This is a genomic window from Pedobacter sp. PLR (genome assembly GCF_026239675.1).
GTDB lineage: Bacteria > Bacteroidota > Bacteroidia > Sphingobacteriales > Sphingobacteriaceae > Pedobacter.
The window spans coordinates 190,127-213,828 of record NZ_JAPIVQ010000004.1 but is presented as its reverse complement, the minus strand read 5'-3'; the positions used below and the strand labels follow the sequence as shown (position 1 = coordinate 213,828).

The window sequence follows — 23,702 nt, the reverse complement described above, 5'->3', positions numbered from 1 at the left end:
TTTAATGGATTAAAAATTAACAGCCAGGCCGAATGTGTAGCTTGCCGGAATAAAATTCCCTCTTGTTGTGACTCTGCTGTTCGCATTTGCGTCGGTCGGCATTGTGGTAAACCAGGCTTCAGGATCCAGATTTTGTTTATTTACGGACCATCTCCAGGCATTTTGTACCTGGAAGCTCAGGCGTAATTTCTGTACATGGTTCTTTTTCAAAAACTCATTGGCCAGAGAATAGCTCAGCGTCACATCTCTTAACTTGATATAATCACCTCTTTGAACACCATGATCTCCTGCCGACCATAATTGTGTAATCCCGGCCGCAGCAACATTGTAAAAACCAGGCGCCATTCCGGGAATCAGCTCATCACCAGGTTTTTCCCAGTAATTTAAAGCTGTTCTATCCATGTTATTGGTATAATTCAACTCCGGTAATTTCGTCAGGTATGGACTAATCACGTCGCGCATTTTATTGCCACCATAGTAAATGAACATGAAGAATAAATCAAAATTCTTATAGCTTAAAGTATTCATTAAAGAGGCCGAAAATGGTGGCGTGATAGTTCCTTCATAAACCAGATCATCAACCGTTAATTCAGAAGTGTTTTTCACTTCTCTACCATCTTTAGTCAGCCCAATTGGTCTGCCTAAAGCATCTAATCCTTTGTAACGGATGCTGTACAGCGAGTTCATTGGCTTACCTACCCTGTTATTTACCTTATCCACATAACTATAAATAGTATTGTCTGTATTTTCTACTCTGGTGATTACGTTTTGATTGTAATTGAAGTTCATCGTAGTACTCCATTTGAAATCTGCGGTGGCCATGTTATTGCTCGTAAATGAAACGTCTACACCACGGTTGCGCATACTCGCAAAGTTCATATTTACAGAACTCCATCCCAGGGTTGGATCCGTATTCATCGGACCTAACAGATCGGTGGTATTCTTATTATAAAAATCGATGCTTCCGGAAAATTTAGCCTTTAGCAGACTATAGTCCAGACCAAAATTGGTCACTTTGGTTTTCTCCCAGCGTAATCCAGAGTTTGGAGGCGTTTTAATTCTTGCCTGTGCCTGATTGTTTATAGGATTCGCGCTGGCATAATCCGTCATGATCAGGTATGGGCCACCTTTTTTAGAAATGTTTCCATTGATACCATAAGTTGCACGAATGGCCAGACGATCCAACCAGTCATTGTCTTTTTCTGAAACTACGTACAGCAAGCCGGTAGACCAAAGTGGTTTATATTGATATTTAGGATCTGAACCGAATAAGTTCGATTGGTCCATACGAATACTCGCCGTTGCCGTCAGCTTACGATCAAAAGTATAAGATCCATTACCATAAAATGAAACATAGCGATCTTCTGTATTGGTAAAATACTCATCCTTTTTCTTATAGAAGAAACTACCACCAACAGACTCCATACCGGTTTGTTGTTTAAATAACGACACCTCATCAATTGAACCAAAAGACAAACTATTGTCATTATAGCCATACCTGTACAATCTGGTATCTGTAGCGATGATGCGACGTTGTTCTGAACCTGCAATAATATCAATACGGTGTTTATCTCCGAACAGTTTATTGTAGTTAAGTTGTGCACGTAAGGTATGTGAATTGATGTCCGCTCTGGTTTCATCTACTTGTCCACCATTAGGGATCAGAAATTCCTTGCTCCCATCAGGTTTAATTCTCGTTGCATCATTGATCAGAGTCTTCACCTCATACGCATTTTTACTAAGGTATTGCTTCGTATAATTCTCCGTTCTTTCTTTCTGATAAAGCAGGTTCAATGATAATCCTTCTGCCAGTTTAATATTTGCATTAAAATTCAGGTTCAGGTAATCACTATTATTGTTATAATGTTTAGTGCCCATCTCATTTACAGGCGCATAATATTCATTCTGTAAACCCAATGCATTTAAGCGGTCAATCTCCAGCGGAGATTTTGAATTTGGCCAGTTAACCGGATTTCCATTCTTATCTCTTAACATAAAATAAGAAGATTTACCCGTATTTAACATATTAATACCACTCACACCATTGTCGTAATCTTCTTTAAAAGAGCTGCTCAGGATGCCCACATTTACCTTTAACCATTTGGTGAAATTGAAGCTATTGTTCAGGTTAAAGCCTACACGTGTATTGCTTTGTTCGCGCTCATAAGGGTTATTGTTCATATAATTTCCACTCAGGTTATAAGTATAGAAATCTGAACCACCCGACATCGATAAATTGTGTTGTTGTACGATGGCTGTTTTACGAATAAATTCGTCTAGCACCTGATCATATCTATCGTTATTTCTGTAAAAATCCAGCGCAGTTTGTAATTGAGCTTCATCAGCAGCATTCCATTCTTTACTAACATCAGCTTTGTTCTTTGCCTCATATAGCAGTCTAAAAACATCATTCATAGACTTTCTTGGATCTATTCCTCCATAAGAAAGAGATTTCAGATTGAACATCTCTCTTTGGAAATCTACCAACTCCGCACTGCTCATTTTATTTGCATAGTCACGGTCAGGTAGCGGGGTAAGTTTCGCCGTTCCGTTGTAATTAATCCTTACCGGTCCTTTTATTCCTTTGCGCAGATTGATGACAATCACCCCGTTTGCAGAGCGCGCGCCATAGATTGAAGCTGCTGTAGCATCTTTAAGTACGTTAACAGACTCCACATCTGAAGGATTGATCGATTGAATATCACCTTCAAAAGGGGCTCCATCCACTACAATAAGTGGTTTTACTTCTGCATTTAAAGAAGAAACACCACGGATCTGATACTGCGTTTTACCTTCTAAACTATAGCTGGTCAAACCAGCAGACATTCCTTCAATTCTGTCCAGAATATTGGTTTGCATTTTACCTTTCAGGTCTTTATCCGCATTGATGCTGGTAATAGAACCTGCTGCACGTTCTTTAGGGATGTTCTGGTAGCCGGTAGAGACAATTGATATCTCCGACAGCTGTCCGGGGTTAACCTCTAAAGTAATATTGAAGGGACTGCCCTGACTTACCGGAACTTCTTTGGCTTTATAGCCGATAAAAGATACAATCAGCGTTGCTTTCTCATCTACGGCAGCAAAATCAAACTCCCCGTTACCATTAGTAATAACCGTTTTTTTTGTGTCTTTCACCTGTACAGTTGCTCCGGGTAAAGGCAGACCTTTTTCATCCAGTACTTTTCCTGTCACTTTCACAAACTTGAAAGTGCTTTTAAGCTGATCCAATACCGTGAAGTCTTTTTTCTTGATCACTACGGTATTTTCAATGATCTTAAAGCTCAGGTCCTGCCCTTGAAAACAGGCATCTAATGCTTGTTCCAATTGGACATTCTCCAGATTCAAGCTCACTCTTTTCGCTGACCTGACCAGGTCGCTGTTGTAAAGGAAAGTGTAATTCGTTTGTTTCTTGATGGACAAGAGTACCTGTTGTAAACTGGCATTTTTTTCGCGCAGTGTTACTCTCTGACCAAAGGTGCTCGCTGCAGCCTGTACCAAGGATATAGTGATCAATATGGTGATCAATTTAATCCGCATCATAATTTGTCTTCTGGTTAAGGTGTTTATGCTGGAAACCCTTGCATAAACAGCCTGAAATGGTTTAAAATATGGCACAAGGCGAGCCCTGTCCATACCTTTTGAAGTATTAAATAAATACATACATTTGTAAGGTTGGGTTAAAAATAGTAAGGTCTATTGCTACGTTTTTTTCGGTCCCGATTACCATCGGGACAAACAGAAAAAATGGGTTAACCGGACATTGATCCCGAGTATCAATCAGGATCTTCGACCGGGGAAGTGCTTCAACACTTTCCCGGTTATTTGTGGGTTAATATCTCTCTGCTCCTATTCTTTGGTTAGTAAATATTTCTTCATCTTTTTGGTTTATGGTTTATGATTTGTTGACTAAAGCGATACCACGATTCTATTGCGGGTATTGGTTTGCTTTTCTATTTTAAATTTAATATTCAGGTACCTTAGCATTTCCAGAAAAGCCATTGCATCAACCTTTCGGCTCACTTCCCCTGAAAATAAAATCGGAGGGATTTCCCCTGCATATACTACATCCACATCGTACCAGCGCGAAGCCTGACGCATGATGGTCTTTAAATCTGTATCGTTGAAGCGGAAATAACCGGTTTTCCAGCTGATCACGTCTTCAGTATCTACCTTTGATAATGACAAGCGATCATGACCGCCGGTAGCCTGTTCCCCTGGTTTAAGTACCAGCGTATTTTTCTGACCTGCTACTTTTACACTTCCTTCCATCAGCGTTGTTTTCACTGCCGGTTCGTCTTTATAAGCATTGATATTGAAATGGGTACCCAGGACTTCTACCTCTTGCTTTTCGGTTAGCACGATAAACGGCACTCTTTCGCCTTTCTTATTTTTCAACTGTTTGGCTACTTCAAAATAAGCTTCCCCTTTCAGCTCCACTTTGCGTTCGCTCAGGTGGTCAAAAGTTAAAGGAAACCTTAAAGAAGAAGCCGCATTTAGCCATACTTTAGTGCCATCTGGCAGCACCACCTGGTATTGTCCACCGTTAGGGGTACTTATCGTATTGTAGGTATTGGGTTTATTTATGTTAGAAAGGTGGTAGACCAGCTGTCCTTCTTTAGTTTTAGAGATACTAATTCCGGATTCTGTAACCAGGGTTCCTTTTTTAGCATCCGACAAAGAGATCTGCGTTCCGTCATCAAGTGTGAGTACGGCGTTGTTTCCTCCGGCAGGCAAGTGTTGCTGCTGAGTTTGGCGCTGTGTCAACAGGCCTTTATCTTCCTTAGCGGATTTAGAAGTATAGAATAGTATTCCGGCGGTTAATGCGATAGCAATACTGGCAGCAGCGGCAATGGAAGGCCATAAAAGACGGCGGGGTCTCTCTTCTTTAAACAGTGCCTTTTCTTCATCCAGTTGCAATCTTGACCAAACTTCGTCTAAATCATTCCTACGTTCCTGTTCTGTTAAATCAAAACCGACCATTTGATCTTCCCTATCTGCGGTACTGTTCAAGTGCCATTGCGCCAATAGCGCCTGCTCTTCTTCCGTACATTCGCCGGAAAGATATTTGATCAATAACTCTTTTGCGTCTAGTTTCGCCATAGTATGAAGGAATGCTGTTTATCCTTATCAAAAGAACAGACAGGCAACCCGGGCTCATGGGGTAAATAAAAATGAAGAAATGTTGAATTAATTCCTAGTGATGTGAAATCAGGAATAAAAATACCATGAGACCTAATTTCACCCTCAGGATCTTCAATGCATGCTGTACATGCTTCCTCACTGTCTGCTCAGAAAGTGTCAGCTGCGTCGCAATTTCTTTATGACTCAACTGTTCTTTCCTGCTCAGCTCAAAAACCTCTCTCATCTTAACAGGTAAGGCGGCAATTTCTTTTTCAATTAATAAGCTCATTTGTTTTTCGCGGACCAGGTGATCCGTAGCACATTGTTCCTCATCTATAAAAGCTTGCAGGGAATTCAAATATTGTGACGCTACTTTTTGATGAGAAATGACATTAAAGATGCGGTTACGAACCGCCGTATAAAGATAAGCCGACAAATTATCCGGAAAAGACAGACTTTCCCTTTTCGTCCATAACGTGGCAAAAAGCTCATGAACAATATCTTTCGCTTCCTCCCGATCCTGCATCCACTTAAACGCATGGCTATGCAACAACCACTTGTACCTGTTGTAAATTTCTGTGAATGCTCCCCTATCCCCAGACCTCAACAATTCGGCAAGTTCGTTGTCCGATATTGTTTCATAATTAAGCATTTCATTGTATCCCCCGGGCGAATATAAGAATTATCGCTTAAATATCGCCCCCTACGCCTGAAGGTATTGCAAGGTCACAAAACAACAAAGCCCTGATTTGCAGGCCGAAGTTGGATTCCAAACCTGTATCAGGGCCTTTATATAACAAGCTCTTCCCTAACTCCTTCCCTTTCCCTAACTCCTTCCCTTTTTAATTTTCTTGTCTCCCAACAAAATTTCTTGAGTCTGTGAAAAGGCCCGGGAAGTTTTGCCCTCTTCCGGGCAAAAGATTCCAGCCTTCGAACAGACTCAAAATTTTGTCTTACATGAAACTTCCATCACCCCTTCTCATTATTCCTCTTCCACCTTTCCCTTGCGCACCAGACCATTTCTGCAACCTCATCGTCAACCTCACCATAAAATACCTGCTCAGCGCATTCGATTTCGTATTGATTACATCGTTCCCTGAAATTTCCTGAGTTAAAAAATTATTCTGGTTTAGTAAATCGAACGCCTGGACTGTAATCTTCCCTCTACGTTCGAACAACTCCTTCTCCACATACATATTGACTACAAAAGGATTCGATGTTAAATTAGCACTGATTCCTCTTACAAAATTCTTACTGGCGCTATAACCGAACAAATAGCTATCCCATAAATATACCCTGCCATCTACGTTCAGTGCAAGCGTATTGTAATCACTATTGGCGGCGGTTACCAGACTATTTGTTGAGCGTGTATTGGTATAAGAAACATTCGGGTTAATTTCGAACCATTCCGTAGGGTTTATTCTCGGACCAAAACGCTCCATCATTGTCAAAACATTAGTCGTATTTTTCAGACCATTGGTCATAGACAGACGGTGATCATAGTTGATTGAGCCACTCAAAGCGAGATTATATTTTCTATCGTTCAATTGTTTATTGACAGAATAGTTCGCACTTACATTATATACCCCATTGGTATTTAAAAATCTGGTTTCATTGATCGTATTAAATGCACCACTTGGCAGAACGGTTCTAATTTGTTCCACATTTCTGATCACGGCATTATCCGTCATCGTCCCTCTTACATTCAGGGAATAATTCAATCTGGAATTGGCGATATAATTATTATAATTGGCGTTCAGACTATGGGTAAAGGACGCCAACAGGTCAGGATTACCGATCACCGGGCTCTGAGGATTCGTTACATCTCTAACCGGCTGAATCTGATCAAATGTAGGCTCTACTGCATTTCCTGCATAGTTGATCTGGATTTTATGTTGCCTCGACCACATATATTCAAAACGTGCAATTGGGATTACATTAAAGCTATTTCTATGCGTCGTGGTCCCTAAACTCGCTTTAGTTCCCGATAAGACAGCAGGCACCGCGGTCAATCCGACAGAGAATCTCACTTTCGACATCCGGTCCAGACCATAGCGATAGTTCATCGCGATGCGTCCCTGCGTAAATGAATAATCGTAAATATTGCTCAGCGAATCAATCACAGCAAGATACCCGTCAGCTCCAATATTTCTGGTGGTAGCGATATTGTCGTAACCATTATAGTTCACCTGGGCATTAAATTCCAGTTGTGTATTGAGTGTTAAAGGCTCCACATAAGTCAGGCTACCTCTATAATTGCTCTGCAAATTTTTGCGGGCAATGATACGATTCACCAATGAGTCGGTACGCTGAGTTTCGGCAGCATCCCCATAAAAAATATACCTTGCATCCTGAATCTGCTCGGCTTCCTGATTATTACTGTTCAGGTCTACCTGCATGGAAACGTTTCTTCTTGGCTTTTTAAAAATATGCTGATAGAATACCGATGCCCCAACCTGAGGTCTGGTATTTTTACTGAAATTCCTGCTAAATTCATCTCTGTGGTTGTAGCCATCCTGAAAAATAGTATCCAAACGGGTACTTGTCGTAGAACTGGTTCGGAAAGTAGGTATAACCCTTAAAAAATTACTGCTATCCAATTCCACTTCTACTTCCAGTCTAACATTATGACCTTGAGTCAGGTTATCCGTCATTCTTTTTGCCACTTCATTGGTGACGTTATCTACCGGTCCTTTTTGTTTATTGGTATCAATTACGGCAAACCTTTGTGCATCGCTTTCCGTAAGAGAGTTCACATCGGATGAGTTGAAACCATAGTTTAGGTTCACAGAAACCTTCTTACTTACTTTATCACGATAACTAAGCGAACCGTTACCCACCTGGGTTGTTCCTCCACTACCAGCACTGCTGCCAGAATTACTGTTGTTATTTCCACCTCTTCCACCACCGCCGCTATTGCTGCTTCCACCATTATCTCCGCTGGAAGCGACACCATTGATCGTATTATTGAAGCTTCCGTTTACACCGATAATTTGGTTTCCGTTAATTCTCGTACCGAAAACCCCACTTTCAAATCTTTTATTACTACCAGCAGCCACATTGGCATTGACCATATTCCCCACCGACTTATCCGTCCTTGTCGTAATATTTAAAATCTTTTCCGGGTCACCGTCTTTTACACCGGTCCTTGCAGCCTGATCTCCATAATCATCTACAACCTGTATTTTATCGACAATCTCTGCCGGAAGGTTCTTTATCGCATTAGCCAGATCACCGCCAAGATATTCCTTACCATTCAATTTAGCCTTAGTCACCGCTTGTCCCTGGTGAACTAACGTTCCGTCGGTTCCCACTTCCATCCCCTCCATTTTCTTCAGCAATTCGTCTACTGTTGCATTCTTCCTGACGATATAATCGCTGGCCTTGTATTCCACAGTATCTGTTTTATAGGTAATCGATGGAGTCCCACTGATCACGACCTCATTCAACAGATTTTTCTCTTCTTTCAGCGTAATCGGATCCATCACAATTCTGGGAATCGCATCGTTCTGTCTATAACGAACCGGTTTAGTAGGGCTATAACCAATACTTTGAACCATCAGCGTATAGGTTGCCGACTTTACATTTTTGAAGACAAAAATCCCATCAGAATTGGTACTGGTTCTCAAGGTATCTTTGTCTGAAGTCAGGCTTACCGTAGCGCCAATTACACCCAGATCTGTAGAGTCTTTTACAATTCCGCTGATTTCCCTTGTGGGAAGTGGCGGTGGTGGTGTTTGTTTACCCTGATTTTGAGCAAAGCCGTATGCCGAACTTAAAATGAATCCGAATAAAAGCAGTGTTTTTTTTAATGCTCCGGAAGAATATCGGATGCACGGGACTTGCTGCAGCCGGAGGGCTGTAACCGTAAAGAAATGGTTCATGAGGCTGTATTGGTTGGTTTGTGTGTGTGTTTGTGTGTGAAGCTGAAGCCTGGTACGGGTTATTTAGCGCTTATTTTTTTACTAAAGTATACTTAGCCCAAAAATCTGTAGGACTGATCAAGGCCTGAAAGTCGAAGTTGCCGCCGCCGCCACCGCGTGGACCAAAGTTACCACCTCCGCCACCTCTCATGCCGCCGCCACCGCCGCCGTCAAATCCTTGCATCTGTAAACCATTCAGTTTAATGTTATACGCAAATTCCGTGTTGCTGTCTTTAGAAAGACCTAGTGCCGTTAATGGAATGGCTATTTCGTAGAAGAAAGCGTTGTCTTTAGCAATACTCGCTACTGCTTTAACGCCGTATTCATTATATATAGATATCAAGGTATCTGTCGTGTTTTTGAAACCACTGATCTTAATCTCTTTTACTTGTGCCAATTGCTTTTTTTGCATTTCGGCCATCATAGAATCTCTTTGCAATTTATTGATTTGCTGTCCGCCACCAGGACCGCCAGACACAGTGATTGTACTTGACCCGGTAACGGACCCCATCATCATTGCTCTACGACCTCCGCCCTGACCGCCCCCTTGTCTCATGGTTCTGTTTACCACAGGGTAGGTTAAAGTAATACTTTCTTTTTTCTTACCATCAGGGTTGATGGAAAGTGTAATACCACCCGCCAGTATTTTAGTGTTATTGGCCGGGTCTGTAGATTTAATGGCTACATACAGGTTATTGTCATCGTTGGCAATCGTATAATAGATATTTGTTCTTTTGTTCAGGGCCTGAAAACTATCATTCCACTCCGTATTTTTTCCATCTGCTCTTATTCCTGTAGGTGCATATACACCATTAGCTTGTACATCTGGTAGTTTCTGAGCATATCCAGCTGAACTGAATGCAAGAAATAATAAGGAAGAAAGACTGAGTTTGGAGAGTTTCATTTTCATAATGTTTCAAATTAAGAGGTCGTACAATCAGTTGATATGTTAGAGACTTTAGAAAATGGTTTAGGTTTAATCTATCTGCTAAATTTCCCGCTGCACCCTTTTTCCGAAGTATCGCGTTGCTTTGTGTACCTGGTTAGTTTAAACACCCTTTTCCTTAAATCCACAACTTTTCGGTGTACAAAAAACAACGCGAATTAAACACAAAATATCTCCCTGATATACTACTTATCTTAATTTGTTACATACTGAGTTTTAAATAAAAAACTAGCCCTCGCATCTTTTGATATCCAGACTACCTATTTCCAGCCAGTTTTCTACGGCTAAACCGTCCGCCCCGAGTAGCACTTTAGGTTCATTGCCCACATGACTTTCTATATCCTGAATCATTTCCTTACTGATTGCTTTATTACTGATCCGGACCGGCTCATCCAAAGCATCGGTACAAATTTCCAGATCATAGATACCATCTACCATAGTTTTACAAATCAATAGCTGAACCCCCTCTTCCTGAACCATTCCTTTTAATTCAGAGAAAACATGGTTAACCTGAGCTATTCGGTCCTCATTAAAACCCATGACCAGTGCGCCGGTATATCCCCCGCGACTATCCTTTGTTAAATTAAAGCCGTTTACATCCGCTAATACGGACTCCATAATCAATCTATCCATAATTTCTATTTTAAAGAATCTTCCTCTTTAAAAGCTAATAAGAGGCCGAATTGTTTGATGAAATCTAAAAACAGGGGTTTTAGCAGTTTTATTTTATACCTTAAAAAAAAATTAAAAACATGAACATACAAGGAGTAAGAGTAGGAATGTCAGAAATCATGATCATGCTGATGGGTCTGGTCATCGTCTTTTTAATCATCAGAGCATTTATTGTAAAACCAAAAGACTAAAGAATAAAACAATTAACAACCTGAATATCCTGCTTACTAGTGATCTGAATCTACTTCTTTTTTCTTTTGAAAAATATAAATCAGGTACACCAATGCCGGTAATATGAAAATACTACCAATCAATAAAGCATAACCCAATGAGTCTATGGTTTTGGCTTGTCCCTGGTGAGTTAGCAAAGAAAGATTCGCGCCATCCTTTAGTAAAAGGATATCAGGAAAATGACTATAAGTAGCCGCAAACAAAATCATGGTCACTTGAAAACCGGCCAGTAACCTTAAAAGAACTGGCTTATCTTTATCTAACACAAAAAACATCAACACTAAAGAAATACTGGCAGCGATGATGGCGATTAATCCGGGTGTATCCCCAAAAATCCAGTCAAACAAAGGTATTTTCTCAAAATAAGCAGCAAGGAAGACCAATGCACCACAAAACATCACGACAAAAATAGTTCTTCTTGCTTTTCTGATGAAATGAAGCCTATCGCTTTCTACTGTAGTTTGGCCGATGATAAAGATCGTTGCTAAAAACCCGCAAATGCTGACGGTGAAAATACCAACAGCAACAGAGAACCAATTCAACCAGCTGAAAACAAAGGCTGAGAGGAAATCATTTGCCTGAGGATCTATCCTTCCGGACACGGCACTGGCCGCAATAATTCCCAGAAAGAAAGGGGTTATCAGACTGGAATACACAAAAATCGGAGTATACACTTTCTGCATGTCATCTTCCACGGCATCATAATTTCTGAATACAAATGCAGTACCTCTGGCGATGATGCCCAGTAGCATCCCTACCAACGGGATATGAAGATATATAGATACCGTGGTATATATTTTAGGAAAGCCTACAAAAAGAATCACCACCGCAATAATCAGCCACATGTGATTGGCTTCCCAGATCGGGCCTATCGCTTCATACATGGTTTTCCGGGTCCGCTCTCTATTCTTTTCCGAGGTAAACAACTCGATAATACCTGCGCCAAAATCGGCACCGCCCAATAAAATGTAAAGCAGAATAGCGGTCCAGAGAAAAGTAATCACAACGTATATCATAATATTAGCTTTTAGGAACTTTAGATGATGAATCGTAAATTTTACCTACCATGGTAATCTGACGGTACAGTAACACAGTCACGATGACTGCCAGAGATATATATACCCCCGTAAACAGATAAAAAGACCAGGCAATTCCAGGCATCGGAGTAACTGCATCGGCAGTACGCATCACACCATGAATGATCCATGGTTGTCTGCCAACCTCAGTGACTGTCCATCCGGCTTCCAATGCAATAAATCCCATTGGGGTGGCCAGTACAAATAACTTGAGCAACCAGTTACTTTTAAGCCAGTTTTTCTTCTTCCATAAAGCAAGAAAATACAGGAGCGCCAGACCTACCATCGCCATGCCCAATCCTACCATAATCTGAAAGGCATAATGCGTCACCGCAACCGGAGGCTGATCTTCCTTAGGAATGCTATCCAGGCCTTTTACTTCTCCATTAAAGTCACCTGTAGTCATAAAGCTAAGTAAACCAGGTATCCTGATGGCATAATCAACTGTTTTCCTTGCAGTATCCGGTATGCCTCCAATAATCAAGGGGGCATTTCTTTCGGTATGAAAATGAGCCTCCATCGCAGCCAGTTTTGCCGGCTGACGCTTCGCTACATCTTTTGCAGAGATATCTCCGCTTAAAGGTTGTAAACAGGCTGCAACAGTAGCAAATATAGCGGCGATTTTAAATGCTGTACTATGGAAAGCGATATTCTTCCCTTTCAGAATCATGACTGCGTGCACGCCTGCAACGGCAAATCCAGTAGATACGAATGCCGCTACCGTCATGTGCAGGGCCTGAGAAAACCAGGCATCATTAAACATCGCTTTGACAGGATCTATGTTCAGGTATTGGCCATCTATAAAATCAAATCCGGCAGGGCTGTTCATCCAGGCATTTGCGGCAACCACCAAAATTCCGGATAACAAGCCACTAATCCCAACCACAACTCCTGTTGCCCAGTGAAACCAGGGGTTCAGTTTGTTCCAGCCGTAGAGGTAGAAACCCAGGGCAATTGCTTCAATAAAAAATGCCGTTCCCTCTAAAGAGAAAGGCATCCCAAATATAGGTCCTGCGTGTTCCATAAATTTTGGCCAGAGCAGGCCAAGTTCAAATGACAATACTGTTCCGGAAACTGCTCCAGTAGCAAAGAAAATTGCCACCCCGGCACTCCAGGCTTTTGTGACATCCCGGTAAACTGTTTTTTTGGTTTTAAGCCAGTAAAAATGTGCCAGAGACATAAAGAATGGCATTACCATTCCTATACAAGCGAAAACAATGTGAAAGCCTAAGGAAAAGGCCATCTGAAGGCGGGCAGCTAAAAAATCGTCCATATTAATTTGCAAAAAACGGTAATGGATAAAAGAATTCTATGCTCGCTAAGTTAATGCTTAATGATTGCAGAACATACTTTTCGCGGATTAATTAAACATACCTGAGTAAAAAACTAACCAGCAAAACCGCTACTCATCCACATGAATTTAATTACAGAAATCCGGACATCTTCTGACATCCCTCCTGGATCAGCCTTGTATCAGCAGCTTAACCTTAAAAATAAATTACAACGAAAACAAACACCCACTAAGCTCTACAATAAAAACCAATAAATAAAATAAAATACATTTTAATTAATTATTAGTTGCAAATATCACCGTTGTAAGATAATTAAATATAAGTTAGACCTTCATCAATCCCAATTATATGAATATCAAAACCATTTCCTCCCTCCGCGCAGTCCTGCACCCATTTTACCTGGTTGCGCTATGCTTTATTTTACTGGGCTATGGCTGTCAGAAAAATGAGCAAACTCCAACGGATCCGGCTAAAGACAAAGAAAATCCTAAGGACCCGGAAAAACCTGGTCCACCAGCAAAAGTTATCATGGTCCCTTCCCGTATCAACTCTGACAATCTCCGTACCGAGTTTAAATATGAAGAAGAAACAGCCCGGCTAAACGAAATTGTTCAATCCGATGGAATCCTCACAAAATTCTTATACCGTCCGGATGGTTCTCCTTCACGATATGAACGTTACAAGGACAGCAAAATTCAGCAGAGCCTGGAGTATATGGTGAATAAAGAAGGGCAGATTTACAAAATCTTTTTGTTTGACAGCAAAGACAACACCATGGGATCCTGGTCCATTACCTATGATGAGGAAAAACGGATCAAACAGTTGAAAAAATACGGCATCGACAGCAAACTTTCCGAAGAAGAAAACATCAGCTATGACGGCTTAGGAAATGCCATTAGTGTCGTGCTAACCAAAAACACCAAAACAACGACTATGAGCACTGGCTATGACGAGCGACAGGGAATTTACCAGCAGATTTCTTATGTTCAACTGTTATTCTTAACACATTCAACACCGCAGCAGCCCAGAACGCTTTTATCAAAAACGAATCCTTTAAGCGTCGATTACCTGCCGGTCAGCACAGCCGGAACCACTTATGCCTATGAATACAATAGCAACAACTATCCATCCAGTCTACAGGTAAAACAAGGAACCAGTACAGAAATGATAAAAATAACCTATAAAACCATTAAGCCCAAATGATTAATCTTTACCATTCCTCAAGCTAATTTTCATCATTTCTTAAGCTAATCTTTACCACTTCTTAAGCGGGATGCCCGGAACAGGTAATCTGTAGCCTGAAGTATTTTCGCTTTAAGCTTAGGATTATAATCCTGGTGTGCATTCAGGAAGTCTGTAACCACCCTGGCAGCCTCCTCGTTTTGGTAATAGCTGAAGGTGGATTGCAACCAACTTTGAGGGAAAAAGATATCACCGGTAGTTTGGATTTCAGCCAGCATTTCCAGGCTCTTACGCAGGTACACAATAGAAGTGGCTTGCCTGAGTGGATGATGCAGGTAATACAATGCAACACCAACGTTGGCTTCTTTTTCCCTGTTGGCTTTTAACTCCAGACGCTTGAAAAAAGCATTACGATCAGAAAGCTCAGCAGAAACCGCAGGTTTAATGTATTCAAAACGTTTTCTGCGGTCGCTATTCTTAATTCTGGCTAGTTGTGATTGAAGCAAACTGGCGTTATCATCCATTCTAAGTGCCAAAGCAAAAGTAAGTGCCGTATAATCATCTTCTGATAGTATCAAGCCTTTTGGCGCTTGCTGGCTCTTCCAGATCAGGAATAATTGATCAGATGCAGCCTTCGACAGAAAAACATCCTGATAAGCTTTGAAAAGTATTTTCTTATGATTAGCAAGTGGTTGATTTACCATGGCATTCCATAATATTTTTTCCAGCTTGCTATGGATCGCCAACCTTTCCTGGCTGTCGGTAAACTCCCAGAAAATAGTACTGATGTATCCGGTCATCAGTTTCAGATTTAGCTCTTCCTTTTCCTGTCCCAGTCTGCTCATCAACAAGTCCAGCAAGGCTGTTGGTTTAACAGATCTGCCATTCAGCATATTTTCAAAAAGAGAGATATAGGCCGAAGCGCGGTTCAATGGCAGTTCTATCTGATCAAATGCGGAGAACATCGCAGGATCTACCGGCCATACGCCGTAACCTTGTCCGGAAGAATTAAATTGAACAAACAAAGGTACATCCATTCCAATGGCCGCTTTTACTTCAACTTCTTTTGCATTCAAATTTACCGTCAGCTCTTTAACACCTCCCGGATAATATAAACTCAGTTCAAAAAGTTGTGGCCAGATCTTTTTGTTTCCATTTCCGGCTGCATTGCTATATTCCGGTTTTTGTTGAATCCTAAAACCGGTAATTTTCCCATCCTTCTTTTCCAGCTGGTAATCTACTACCGGCCTACCGCTATCATTTACCCATACTTTATTCCATTGTTGTAAATCTGCGTCTGCATATTTATCCAGAATAGTAATCAAATCCGGCCAGGAAGCATTGCCATTCGCAAACTTTTTAAGGTATTCCCGTACCCCCTGCTGAAACTTCTCTTTTCCCATCATACGTTCCAACTGGCGCATCATGATTGGCGCTTTATGATAAATAATATTGCCATAAAGTGTGCCGGCATCTTTTAAATTATCAAGATCCTGACGGATAGGGTTTGCTCCAATACTACGATCAACCCCATAAGCTGCAGGGAAATGATCTACTAAAAACTTCAAATCAAAGTCTGCCTTACCGGTTAATTCCTCTGTACTTTTATCCGCCATAAAATTGGCAAATACTTCTTTCATCCAGACATCAGTAAACCAATTCATCGTCACCAAATCTCCAAACCAGATATGTGCAGTTTCATGGGCAATCAGGTTGTTTCTGGAGTTCAACTGATCTTTTGTAGCCCCTCCATCTAAAAACAAGGAAGATTCTTTATACTGAATCGCGCCTACATGTTCCATTCCTCCAAACTGAAAATCGGGAATCGAAACAAAATCAAACTTCTGAAACGGGTAAGGTATTCCAGTCCAGTACTCCATGAATTTTAATGAATTCCCATGAATCTTAAATATTTCATTCAGACTATGGTTTAGCTTCGCTGTATCTGTTTCACGATAGAGGAAATTTGCATTTAAATGATCCATCCGGGCGTTCATCTTTTCAAACTTGCCTGCTGCAAAGGAAAAAAGATAGGTACTAATGGTATCAGATGTTTTAAAGCGATAAGTTTTCCGGGTATTGGTAAGGCTGGAATCTCTCAATTCTGCATTTGCAATAGCCTTCCAGTCCTGCGGCACTTTTAAGGTCAGGGTATAAACGGCTTTCATATCCGGCTGATCGAAACATGGGAAAACAGTTCTGGCACGATCCGGTACAAACAAAGTATACAAATAATCTGCGTTGCGATTCAGGGCGCCATCACCTGCCTGAAATTCCAGGTTAACAACATTCTTCCCTGATTTCAAATATTTCTGATCTATCAGTAAATGTTCCTCCCGCAGCTGTATTTGGATAGGCAACCCGTTAACCAAAAGTTTTTGAATGCGGCTTTGATCTTCTTTAAAATCAAGCTGCAAAGGATATTTTGTGGACTTAAGCTGAAAAGAAATCTCTGCTAATGCTCCGATTCTCTTATCTTTTTCGGCTGGAATATCCAATTCCATCAGGTAATGAACATCCGAAATATTAGCTTTTCTATAATTCGCCAGACTGCGGGAAACGCCGGTTTCCACACCTGGATCAGGAAGCGGTTTTACGGTTGCACAAGATAGAAAAACTGAAGCAACGACAGGAAAAAGATAACGTACTTTAAGCATTTGGCTAATTTAGGAATGATTCTCTAATTTGTTCGTCATATCTTTCTGGAGACACCATGGCTGGTACTTAATTTATAGAAATAATCATTCTTTAGTGTAAATTAGTAACAAAAAACTAAATCAAATGAAGACAACATTAAAGACCCTGATGATCCTCGCACTAGCGGTTTCATTAAACACAGAACTTCAGGCGCAAGGTATAAAAATACCGCAAGCGAGTTCTGCTCAAACCATCACGCAGAATTTTGGATTGGGTAAAGTCAGCATTTCTTATTCCCGTCCAAACCTGAAAGGCCGTAAGGTTTTTGGCGAAATGGAACCATTCGACAAAGTTTGGCGTACAGGTGCAAATTCAGCAACCTCGGTCACTTTTACCGATCCGGTAAAAGTTGGCGGCCAGGAACTTCCAGCAGGCACTTATGGCTTATTTACCATTCCCGGTAAAACAGAATGGACAGTGATTTTCAATAAAGATTCGAAACAATGGGGTGCTTATGAATACAAAGAAAGCGACGATGTACTGCGCATCAAGGTGAAACCTGTCAAACTAAAAGAGAAAGTAGAGACCTTCACCATCCAGTTTGCCAATGTATACCCAACTACTGCTCAATTGCAATTGTCATGGGAAAACACAGGATTAAACATTGACCTGACCACAGAAATTGATGCTCAGGTAATGGCCAGCATTGAAGAAGCGATGAAAGGTGATAAAAAACCTTATTTCGCAGCCGCACAATACTACTTCGAAAATGGTAAAGACCTGAAAAAAGCATTGGAATGGGTGAATGCTGCTGAGGCTGCAGATCCTAAAGCACCATGGGTAAGGTTATGGAAAGGCCGTATTCAATTGAAAATGGGTGATAAAGCCGGAGCAATTGCTTCTGCAGAAGCAGGAATCAAACTAGCTACTGAAGCAAAGGTTGATGAATATGTGAGACTAAACAGCGCATTACTTGCTGAAGCAAAAAAATAATATACGGTTTTTAAGAACTGTTTAAATAATAAAGCTTTTCAAAGCAAAACAGGGTGTATCATAAATCATGATCACCCTGTTTTTTGTTATTTTATTACGACCCCCTATCCTACATGGCTGCAGAGCTAACTTCAAATTTTGAATGTTCAGCTGACTAAATCACCTGCTCCGGCAGCATTTTTTTCTTAAGGAACTGCTGAATAATAATCGCTATTGCCACAACCAGCATACAGCCAATCACATTTAACCACAGGTAAGCTACCCAGTTTTGCTGTCCAATTAGCACTACCGCAGTTTCAGCAATAATTGCAGCGAGGAACACCGCTTTTCCGTTGACATGTTTGATATAAAAAGCCACAAGGAACACCCCTAGAATAGTTCCATAAATATAAGAGCCAAGGATATTAACTGCTTCCAGTAGATTTCCGATTTTACTAGCATACAAAGCCATAATGATACATACCACACCCCAGAACACCGTTGCCCATCTTGATGCCTGTAGGTATTCTTTGTCAGATCCATTTTTACGGATCAGTCGTTTATAGATATCGATCACCGTTGTGGAGGCTAAAGAATTCAAGGCACTTGCTGTAGAGCCCATTGAAGCCAAAAATATAATGGCTATCAACAACCCAATCAAGCCCTTAGGCAGGTATTGTGTCACGAAACTCAGGAAAATATAATTGTTATCATTGACATCAGCCTGCTCATCATTCTTAGTCATTAATGTGGTCACTTCCTTCCTGATCGACTTCCCTTTTTCGTCAGCAAGCTGCAAAGCAGTCCTGTAAAGGTCAATTTTCGCTTTATCATCCTGATTTAAAGCCTGGTTCATCTGATCCACCACTTTTTGTTTCTCTTCAAATGCCTGATCATAGGCAGTTTTCAATTTGTTCAGCTCCGGCTGATACTGGCTTTTTTCCAGCTTATTCAATTCAAAGCTGTTAAAGAAGATAGGCGGCCGGTTGTACTGGTAAAAAGTAAACACGAGTACGCCGATTAGAAGAATCAGAAACTGCATCGGGATTTTCACCAGGCCATTCATCAACAAGCCCAAACGGCTTTGGTTGACAGAGGCGCCAGACAAGTACCGTCCCACCTGACTTTGATCAGTTCCAAAATAGGAAAGCTGTAGAAAGAATCCACCAATCAAACCGGACCAAACCGTATAAGGATTGTTAAAGTCGAAGGTAAAATCTATTGCATTGGTCCTTCCCATTTTCCCGGCAATGCTCAGCGCTTTCCCAAAACCAATATCATCAGGCAGTAAATGAACCACCATAATCCCTGCGGCAAATAATCCGCAAAAAATGATGCTCATTTGCAACATCTGAGTATAGGATACGGCCTTTGTACCCCCGTAAACCGTATAACAGACCACCAGACTCCCAATAAATAAAGTCGTATAGGTGGTGTTGATATCCAAAATGGTGGAAAGAATAATGGATGGCGCATAAATGGTGATTCCGGTAGATAAACCCCGCTGAATCAAGAATAAAAAGGCGGTCAGGGCTCTTGTATTTAAATCAAACCGCTGTTCCAGGTATTCATAAGCGGTATACACCTTTAATCTGTGGTAGATCGGCACAAAGGTGATACACAACACAATCATCGCCAATGGCAATCCAAAGTAAAACTGTACGAAACTCATTCCAGAAGAATAAGCCAAACCTGGAGCTGATAAAAAAGTAATGGCACTGGCTTGTGTAGCCATCACAGAAAGACAAACCTGGTACCAGGGTAAACTCTGGTTGCCCAGCAAGTATCCCTCAATATTTCTGGCCCCCCGACTTTTGTAAATGCCATAAACCACAATAACAACGAGGGTAACAATTAATACGGACCAATCTACTTTACTCATTGGAAATATTTAGTAAATGCATAAAATATCAAGATTAAAAAGATGAGCCAGCCGATTAGGAACCTATAAAATACCCGGTAGTTATCCATTATTTTTTGTTTGAAAGCAGGTTTATAAACAGTCGGTATGCCCCGGTTACTCCCGCAGGTAATTGTCTGAAAAAGGATAAGGAGGTATAAACAAATTTCCCCTTACCATAGTCTGCAACCAGCAAGGAACCCTTTTTTCCGGTATCCCCGTTATCATGCATGCTCAATATAGGCGTATATTTTGGGTCAGCATCTACTGCAAAGTACAAGCCTCTTTCCTGCACCCAGCCCTCGAAATCTTTCTGACTGATCTTATTGGGATAGTTTAATGCCGGATGATTCGGTGCCAACAGCTGAACAGCTGCATCCTCCTCAGTTACCCGCTCATTTGCGACACGGAAAGGATATGGGCCGATATTGGTTAGCTTTAATGGTGCATTCACATTGTATTGCAACAACAAAACGCCCCCATTTTCTACATATTTCATCAGTTTGGGCTGCATAGCATTAATCTGATTACTGATGTTATACAGACGAACACCGGTTACAATGGCATCAAAGGCTGAAAGGTCCGTATTTAAAACCTGTTGTTCCGAAAGCTGTGTTACCTCAAAACCGATCTGCTTCAAGGATTCAGGAATCAGATCACCGGCACCGGCAATATAACCTATTTTTTTACCGGAAAACTTCAGATCTGTCTGATCAATCTTTGCAGAAGCCAGCGGAAATAAGGTCTGCACAGGAATATGATCGTAATTCAGTACCCGTAATCCCTGATGAAAAGTTTTACCGTTTACATTGACATTCAGCACCATATCACCTGGACTGGCATTAGCACCGGGACTCAATTTAAAAGTCAGCATTTCCTGCGTTCCTTTTTTACTGAGCTTAAAATCCAGCTGCTGCGGAGTCATCACCCAGCCTGAAGGTAAATCAGCTGTCAATGTCCCCGAAACCTCATCCTGAAAACTTTTCAGGGCCACCGTAATCGTTTTGCTTTCCTTACCGTTAAAAAGAAAAGCATTTTCGGGAAAGGTTGCCGTAACCGGAGGTGCAATAACCAGCGGTTGGTACACCTCTCCTCTTACCGGATCTGTAGATTTATAAACAACAGGCACCTTTCTTTCGATCACCTGATCACCGATTTTAACCCGGAACACCGCATTCACTAAAGCCGGATTTTCTGGAAGCCCGATTAAGGACAAATCATCTACGGTATAACTTCCCTGGTCATGTTTCTTTTCCAGCCAGTAAGGTTGGGTAATCTGTGACGCATTACCAAACAACTTACGGTCAAGGATTACCATTTGATTTGGCAGCAGCGACACGCTCACTCCGGTCCTTTCTTCCTCTACTAAAATGGGATAAGGGAAATCTTTTCCGGCTCTGGCAATTGCCTGAACTTTCACCGGAATAGAATCATTAACTGCATATGAAGGGCTTGCCGCGGCTACTTCCAGCCATATTCCGGAACAGGCAAGAATCAGCTGATCCAGCAAATTCTGTTTAAAGTCTTTCCCCTTCACCATTTGCCTTAATTTCAATAATTTCGGTACGGAAGCGCCCGGATCAGAGACCTGGTATTCTCTGTTAATTGCGGAAAGTAATTGTTGAATGTCTTTGGTTCCAGGGTTTCTGTTGAGTGTAAAATCCAGTCCTTCGAACAGGTCAGATTTTGCTGGTTCACCGGCAACAGCAGTAAAATATTCGAAGGAAGCGCCCCGTTGTTTTGCGGAGCCAAAGCCCTGACTTCTATGATTAGACCTGCTATCCGCAGCAATCTCGCCATAACTTTTACCCAACAAGGCGTTATATAAACCAACATCAATCTTCAATTGATCCTCAGCAGTGGTGTTCAGTCCGCCAAAATTAAAGGTATTCCAAACGATTCTTTTCGCCTGCCATGGTTTCACAAAGGCCAGTTGTCCGGGAAATTGTTTTGGATCTGCTGCAGCCATAAATGCCTCTCGTGCAAGGATTGCGGAGCCGGAATGATGCCCATGTCCGGCGCGTCCATCTTCCGGAAACCGGGTAATGATTACATCTGGTTGAAACTTTCGGATCACCCATACTACATCAGCAAGAATTTTAGTTTTATCCCAGATCTTGAAACTTTCTTCCGGGGTTTTAGAAAAGCCAAAGTCATTGGCTCTGGTAAAGAACTGTTCTGCGCCATCCATTCTTCTGGCAGCCAGCAGTTCCTGTGTACGAATCAGGCCAAGCAGCTCGCCCTGTTCATTACCAATCAGGTTTTGTCCGCCATCTCCTCTGGTTAAAGAAAGGTATCCGGTTCTTACTTTCTTTTCTTTGGCCAGATAAGTGAGTAAGCGTGTATTTTCATCATCCGGATGTGCAGCAATGTATAAAACACTGCCGGTCAAATTTAATCCTTCCAGGCCTTGCTTAATTTCGGCAGCATTGAGCTGCGGAGCAGATTGCGCTTTTAAATAAAATGGAAGAACAAATGGTATTAAAAACAAATATTGACGAAGGTTCATAAACAGATCTTAATATCCGAATGTAAATAAAACATCCTCAATCTGAAACTTAATTTCGTCAATATTTGTAACAACGTTGTAAAAGAAAACGGATCTTATAGCAATATTTTGCTACTTACCTCTTTATCGATGGTGATAAATCCAGGGTACTTAACCAGTTGACCGGCAACTTTAAAGCTCGGTCTGATCTTTAAAGTAAGAATTCCTTTTTTCTCTCCACCATTTTTATTTCCTTTAATAAATTCGGTAATCTCATTCATCACTTTGCTATTCGTTACAAAAGGATAAATATTCGCCACCATATCTACAGGCACGATGGTCGATTTACCACCTTCTACCCTTACTTCCTGATTTACAAAACCGGAAGCAATTTCTGCTCTGTTGATTAAGATTTTGTATTCAAATTCATTAATCGCGGCAGTATTAGGTGTAGGATTGGTGATTTCAAGATTTAAACGTGCTTTTAACGGAACATCCTTTCTTAGCAATCCCAGTGCTAAACCAGGAAGACTACCCAGGTTAATATCCTGACCATTCATCAGTTTCTTCACATCCGTACCTCCAAGAGAGATCTGATCCGCAGAGACTACTTTATAAGTGCATTTCTCCAGTGCCTTTATTTGTTGTTTGCTGACACTACAGCTTTGGATAATAATCGCCGTTAGGCAAAGGATAAGGATCTTTTTCATGGTATATACTTTTTCTTTCTGTGTGATCTGACTATAACGGATTATTCTTCCAATTAATATCAGGAGCCCTGATACAAAAATAATGCCCTTAACGTCTTCTCTTGTTTAGGTTGCGAATAATCAAGTGATCAATACTGTACTTTCCGCCTCCGGAAACCAGTAAAAAGACATAAACCAGTAGATAATGACAAGCCAATTCTTTTTTATCGAAGGGATCAGCTGCATGCACCATAAATATGGCAACCAACATCGTCACGATCAAAGGAAGAACTGCAAGTCGTGTTCCCAGTCCAACCAGAAGTAGGACAGAACAGACAAATTCAGCAAAAACGGCAAGTGCCAGAGAAGCGGTGTTCCCAATCCCCAAAAAGTCAACAAATTGGATTGGTTCTCCGGAAAATAAGTATTGCAGTTTTGGGTAACCATGACTGATCATAAGCGCAGCGATGGCCACACGAAGGAACAGCAACATAAAGTGCATCCCCTCCTGATTGAAATTAGTGTTGAATAGTTTTTTCATTGATGTTGTGGTGTTTGTATAGGTTAAATATT

15 protein-coding genes are annotated in these 23,702 nt (G+C 41.2%); 2 read left to right on the top strand and 13 right to left on the bottom strand.

The annotated features are described in order from the left end of the window. Window positions 1-9: 9 nt before the first annotated feature. The 8 genes from OQX61_RS11470 to OQX61_RS11435 form a co-directional block, all read right to left on the bottom strand. A complete protein-coding gene (locus OQX61_RS11470) occupies window positions 10-3,660 on the bottom strand; it encodes a SusC/RagA family TonB-linked outer membrane protein (RefSeq protein ID WP_265841813.1) in 3,651 nt (1,216 codons plus the stop codon). A gap of 246 nt (window positions 3,661-3,906) precedes the next feature. After that, window positions 3,907-5,100 (bottom strand): FecR family protein, encoded by a 1,194-nt coding sequence (locus tag OQX61_RS11465; protein ID WP_265841812.1) that lies wholly within the window; start codon window positions 5,098-5,100, stop codon window positions 3,907-3,909. Window positions 5,101-5,194: 94 nt separating this feature from the next. Then, window positions 5,195-5,773 carry an RNA polymerase sigma-70 factor gene (locus OQX61_RS11460; protein WP_265841811.1) on the bottom strand — a complete coding sequence of 193 codons (579 nt, stop codon included), beginning with the start codon at window positions 5,771-5,773 and terminating at the stop codon, window positions 5,195-5,197. Between the two features lie 301 nt (window positions 5,774-6,074). Then, on the bottom strand, window positions 6,075-9,005 hold the full coding sequence (locus tag OQX61_RS11455; protein WP_265841810.1) for an outer membrane beta-barrel protein: 2,931 nt from the start codon (window positions 9,003-9,005) through the stop codon (window positions 6,075-6,077). Window positions 9,006-9,075: 70 nt separating this feature from the next. Next, window positions 9,076-9,954, bottom strand: coding sequence for a hypothetical protein (locus OQX61_RS11450; protein WP_265841809.1), 879 nt, complete (start codon window positions 9,952-9,954; stop codon window positions 9,076-9,078). A gap of 264 nt (window positions 9,955-10,218) precedes the next feature. Further along, complete coding sequence (locus OQX61_RS11445; RefSeq protein ID WP_265841808.1) at window positions 10,219-10,623, bottom strand: hypothetical protein; 405 nt, start codon at window positions 10,621-10,623, stop codon at window positions 10,219-10,221. Between the two features lie 266 nt (window positions 10,624-10,889). Then, window positions 10,890-11,909: a cytochrome d ubiquinol oxidase subunit II gene (locus tag OQX61_RS11440; protein ID WP_265841807.1), complete on the bottom strand. Its 1,020-nt coding sequence runs from the start codon at window positions 11,907-11,909 to the stop codon at window positions 10,890-10,892. Between the two features lie 4 nt (window positions 11,910-11,913). Beyond that, a complete protein-coding gene (locus OQX61_RS11435; RefSeq protein WP_265841806.1) occupies window positions 11,914-13,242 on the bottom strand; it encodes a cytochrome ubiquinol oxidase subunit I in 1,329 nt (442 codons plus the stop codon). A gap of 367 nt (window positions 13,243-13,609) precedes the next feature. Between OQX61_RS11435 and OQX61_RS11430 the strand changes: the two genes are divergently transcribed. After that, window positions 13,610-14,464 (top strand): hypothetical protein, encoded by an 855-nt coding sequence (locus OQX61_RS11430; RefSeq protein WP_265841805.1) that lies wholly within the window; start codon window positions 13,610-13,612, stop codon window positions 14,462-14,464. Window positions 14,465-14,508: 44 nt separating this feature from the next. On the opposite strand, the gene OQX61_RS11425 is transcribed toward OQX61_RS11430, so the two are convergent. Continuing rightward, window positions 14,509-17,100: a M1 family aminopeptidase gene (locus OQX61_RS11425; RefSeq protein ID WP_265841804.1), complete on the bottom strand. Its 2,592-nt coding sequence runs from the start codon at window positions 17,098-17,100 to the stop codon at window positions 14,509-14,511. Between the two features lie 124 nt (window positions 17,101-17,224). Between OQX61_RS11425 and OQX61_RS11420 the strand changes: the two genes are divergently transcribed. Continuing rightward, window positions 17,225-18,073 carry a DUF2911 domain-containing protein gene (locus OQX61_RS11420; protein WP_265841803.1) on the top strand — a complete coding sequence of 283 codons (849 nt, stop codon included), beginning with the start codon at window positions 17,225-17,227 and terminating at the stop codon, window positions 18,071-18,073. Between the two features lie 154 nt (window positions 18,074-18,227). Here OQX61_RS11420 and OQX61_RS11415 read toward each other — a convergent pair whose 3' ends face one another. The 4 genes from OQX61_RS11415 to OQX61_RS11400 all read right to left on the bottom strand — a co-directional run bounded on the left by OQX61_RS11415 (window position 18,228) and on the right by OQX61_RS11400 (window position 23,670). Continuing rightward, complete coding sequence (locus OQX61_RS11415; RefSeq protein ID WP_265841802.1) at window positions 18,228-19,934, bottom strand: sodium:solute symporter; 1,707 nt, start codon at window positions 19,932-19,934, stop codon at window positions 18,228-18,230. Between the two features lie 88 nt (window positions 19,935-20,022). Further along, window positions 20,023-22,461 (bottom strand): PIG-L family deacetylase, encoded by a 2,439-nt coding sequence (locus OQX61_RS11410; protein ID WP_265841801.1) that lies wholly within the window; start codon window positions 22,459-22,461, stop codon window positions 20,023-20,025. Between the two features lie 95 nt (window positions 22,462-22,556). After that, entirely contained in the window at window positions 22,557-23,150 is a 594-nt protein-coding gene (locus OQX61_RS11405) for a hypothetical protein (RefSeq protein ID WP_265841799.1), read from the bottom strand. An 88-nt stretch (window positions 23,151-23,238) separates the two neighbouring features. Next, a complete protein-coding gene (locus OQX61_RS11400; protein ID WP_265841798.1) occupies window positions 23,239-23,670 on the bottom strand; it encodes a DoxX family protein in 432 nt (143 codons plus the stop codon). Between the last annotated feature and the right edge of the window lie 32 nt (window positions 23,671-23,702).

Coding starts and splice junctions, on each gene's coding strand:
- OQX61_RS11435 (WP_265841806.1), bottom strand. CDS start 13,242: ATGGACGATTTTTTAGCTGCCCGCCTTCAGATGGCCTTTTCCTTAGGC.
- OQX61_RS11470 (WP_265841813.1), bottom strand. CDS start 3,660: ATGTATTTATTTAATACTTCAAAAGGTATGGACAGGGCTCGCCTTGTG.
- OQX61_RS11465 (WP_265841812.1), bottom strand. CDS start 5,100: ATGGCGAAACTAGACGCAAAAGAGTTATTGATCAAATATCTTTCCGGC.
- OQX61_RS11445 (WP_265841808.1), bottom strand. CDS start 10,623: ATGGATAGATTGATTATGGAGTCCGTATTAGCGGATGTAAACGGCTTT.
- OQX61_RS11420 (WP_265841803.1), top strand. CDS start 17,225: ATGAAGACAACATTAAAGACCCTGATGATCCTCGCACTAGCGGTTTCA.
- OQX61_RS11410 (WP_265841801.1), bottom strand. CDS start 22,461: ATGAACCTTCGTCAATATTTGTTTTTAATACCATTTGTTCTTCCATTT.
- OQX61_RS11405 (WP_265841799.1), bottom strand. CDS start 23,150: ATGAAAAAGATCCTTATCCTTTGCCTAACGGCGATTATTATCCAAAGC.
- OQX61_RS11455 (WP_265841810.1), bottom strand. CDS start 9,005: ATGAACCATTTCTTTACGGTTACAGCCCTCCGGCTGCAGCAAGTCCCG.
- OQX61_RS11440 (WP_265841807.1), bottom strand. CDS start 11,909: ATGATATACGTTGTGATTACTTTTCTCTGGACCGCTATTCTGCTTTAC.
- OQX61_RS11400 (WP_265841798.1), bottom strand. CDS start 23,670: ATGAAAAAACTATTCAACACTAATTTCAATCAGGAGGGGATGCACTTT.
- OQX61_RS11425 (WP_265841804.1), bottom strand. CDS start 17,100: ATGCTTAAAGTACGTTATCTTTTTCCTGTCGTTGCTTCAGTTTTTCTA.
- OQX61_RS11415 (WP_265841802.1), bottom strand. CDS start 19,934: ATGAGTAAAGTAGATTGGTCCGTATTAATTGTTACCCTCGTTGTTATT.
- OQX61_RS11460 (WP_265841811.1), bottom strand. CDS start 5,773: ATGCTTAATTATGAAACAATATCGGACAACGAACTTGCCGAATTGTTG.
- OQX61_RS11430 (WP_265841805.1), top strand. CDS start 13,610: ATGAATATCAAAACCATTTCCTCCCTCCGCGCAGTCCTGCACCCATTT.
- OQX61_RS11450 (WP_265841809.1), bottom strand. CDS start 9,954: ATGAAAATGAAACTCTCCAAACTCAGTCTTTCTTCCTTATTATTTCTT.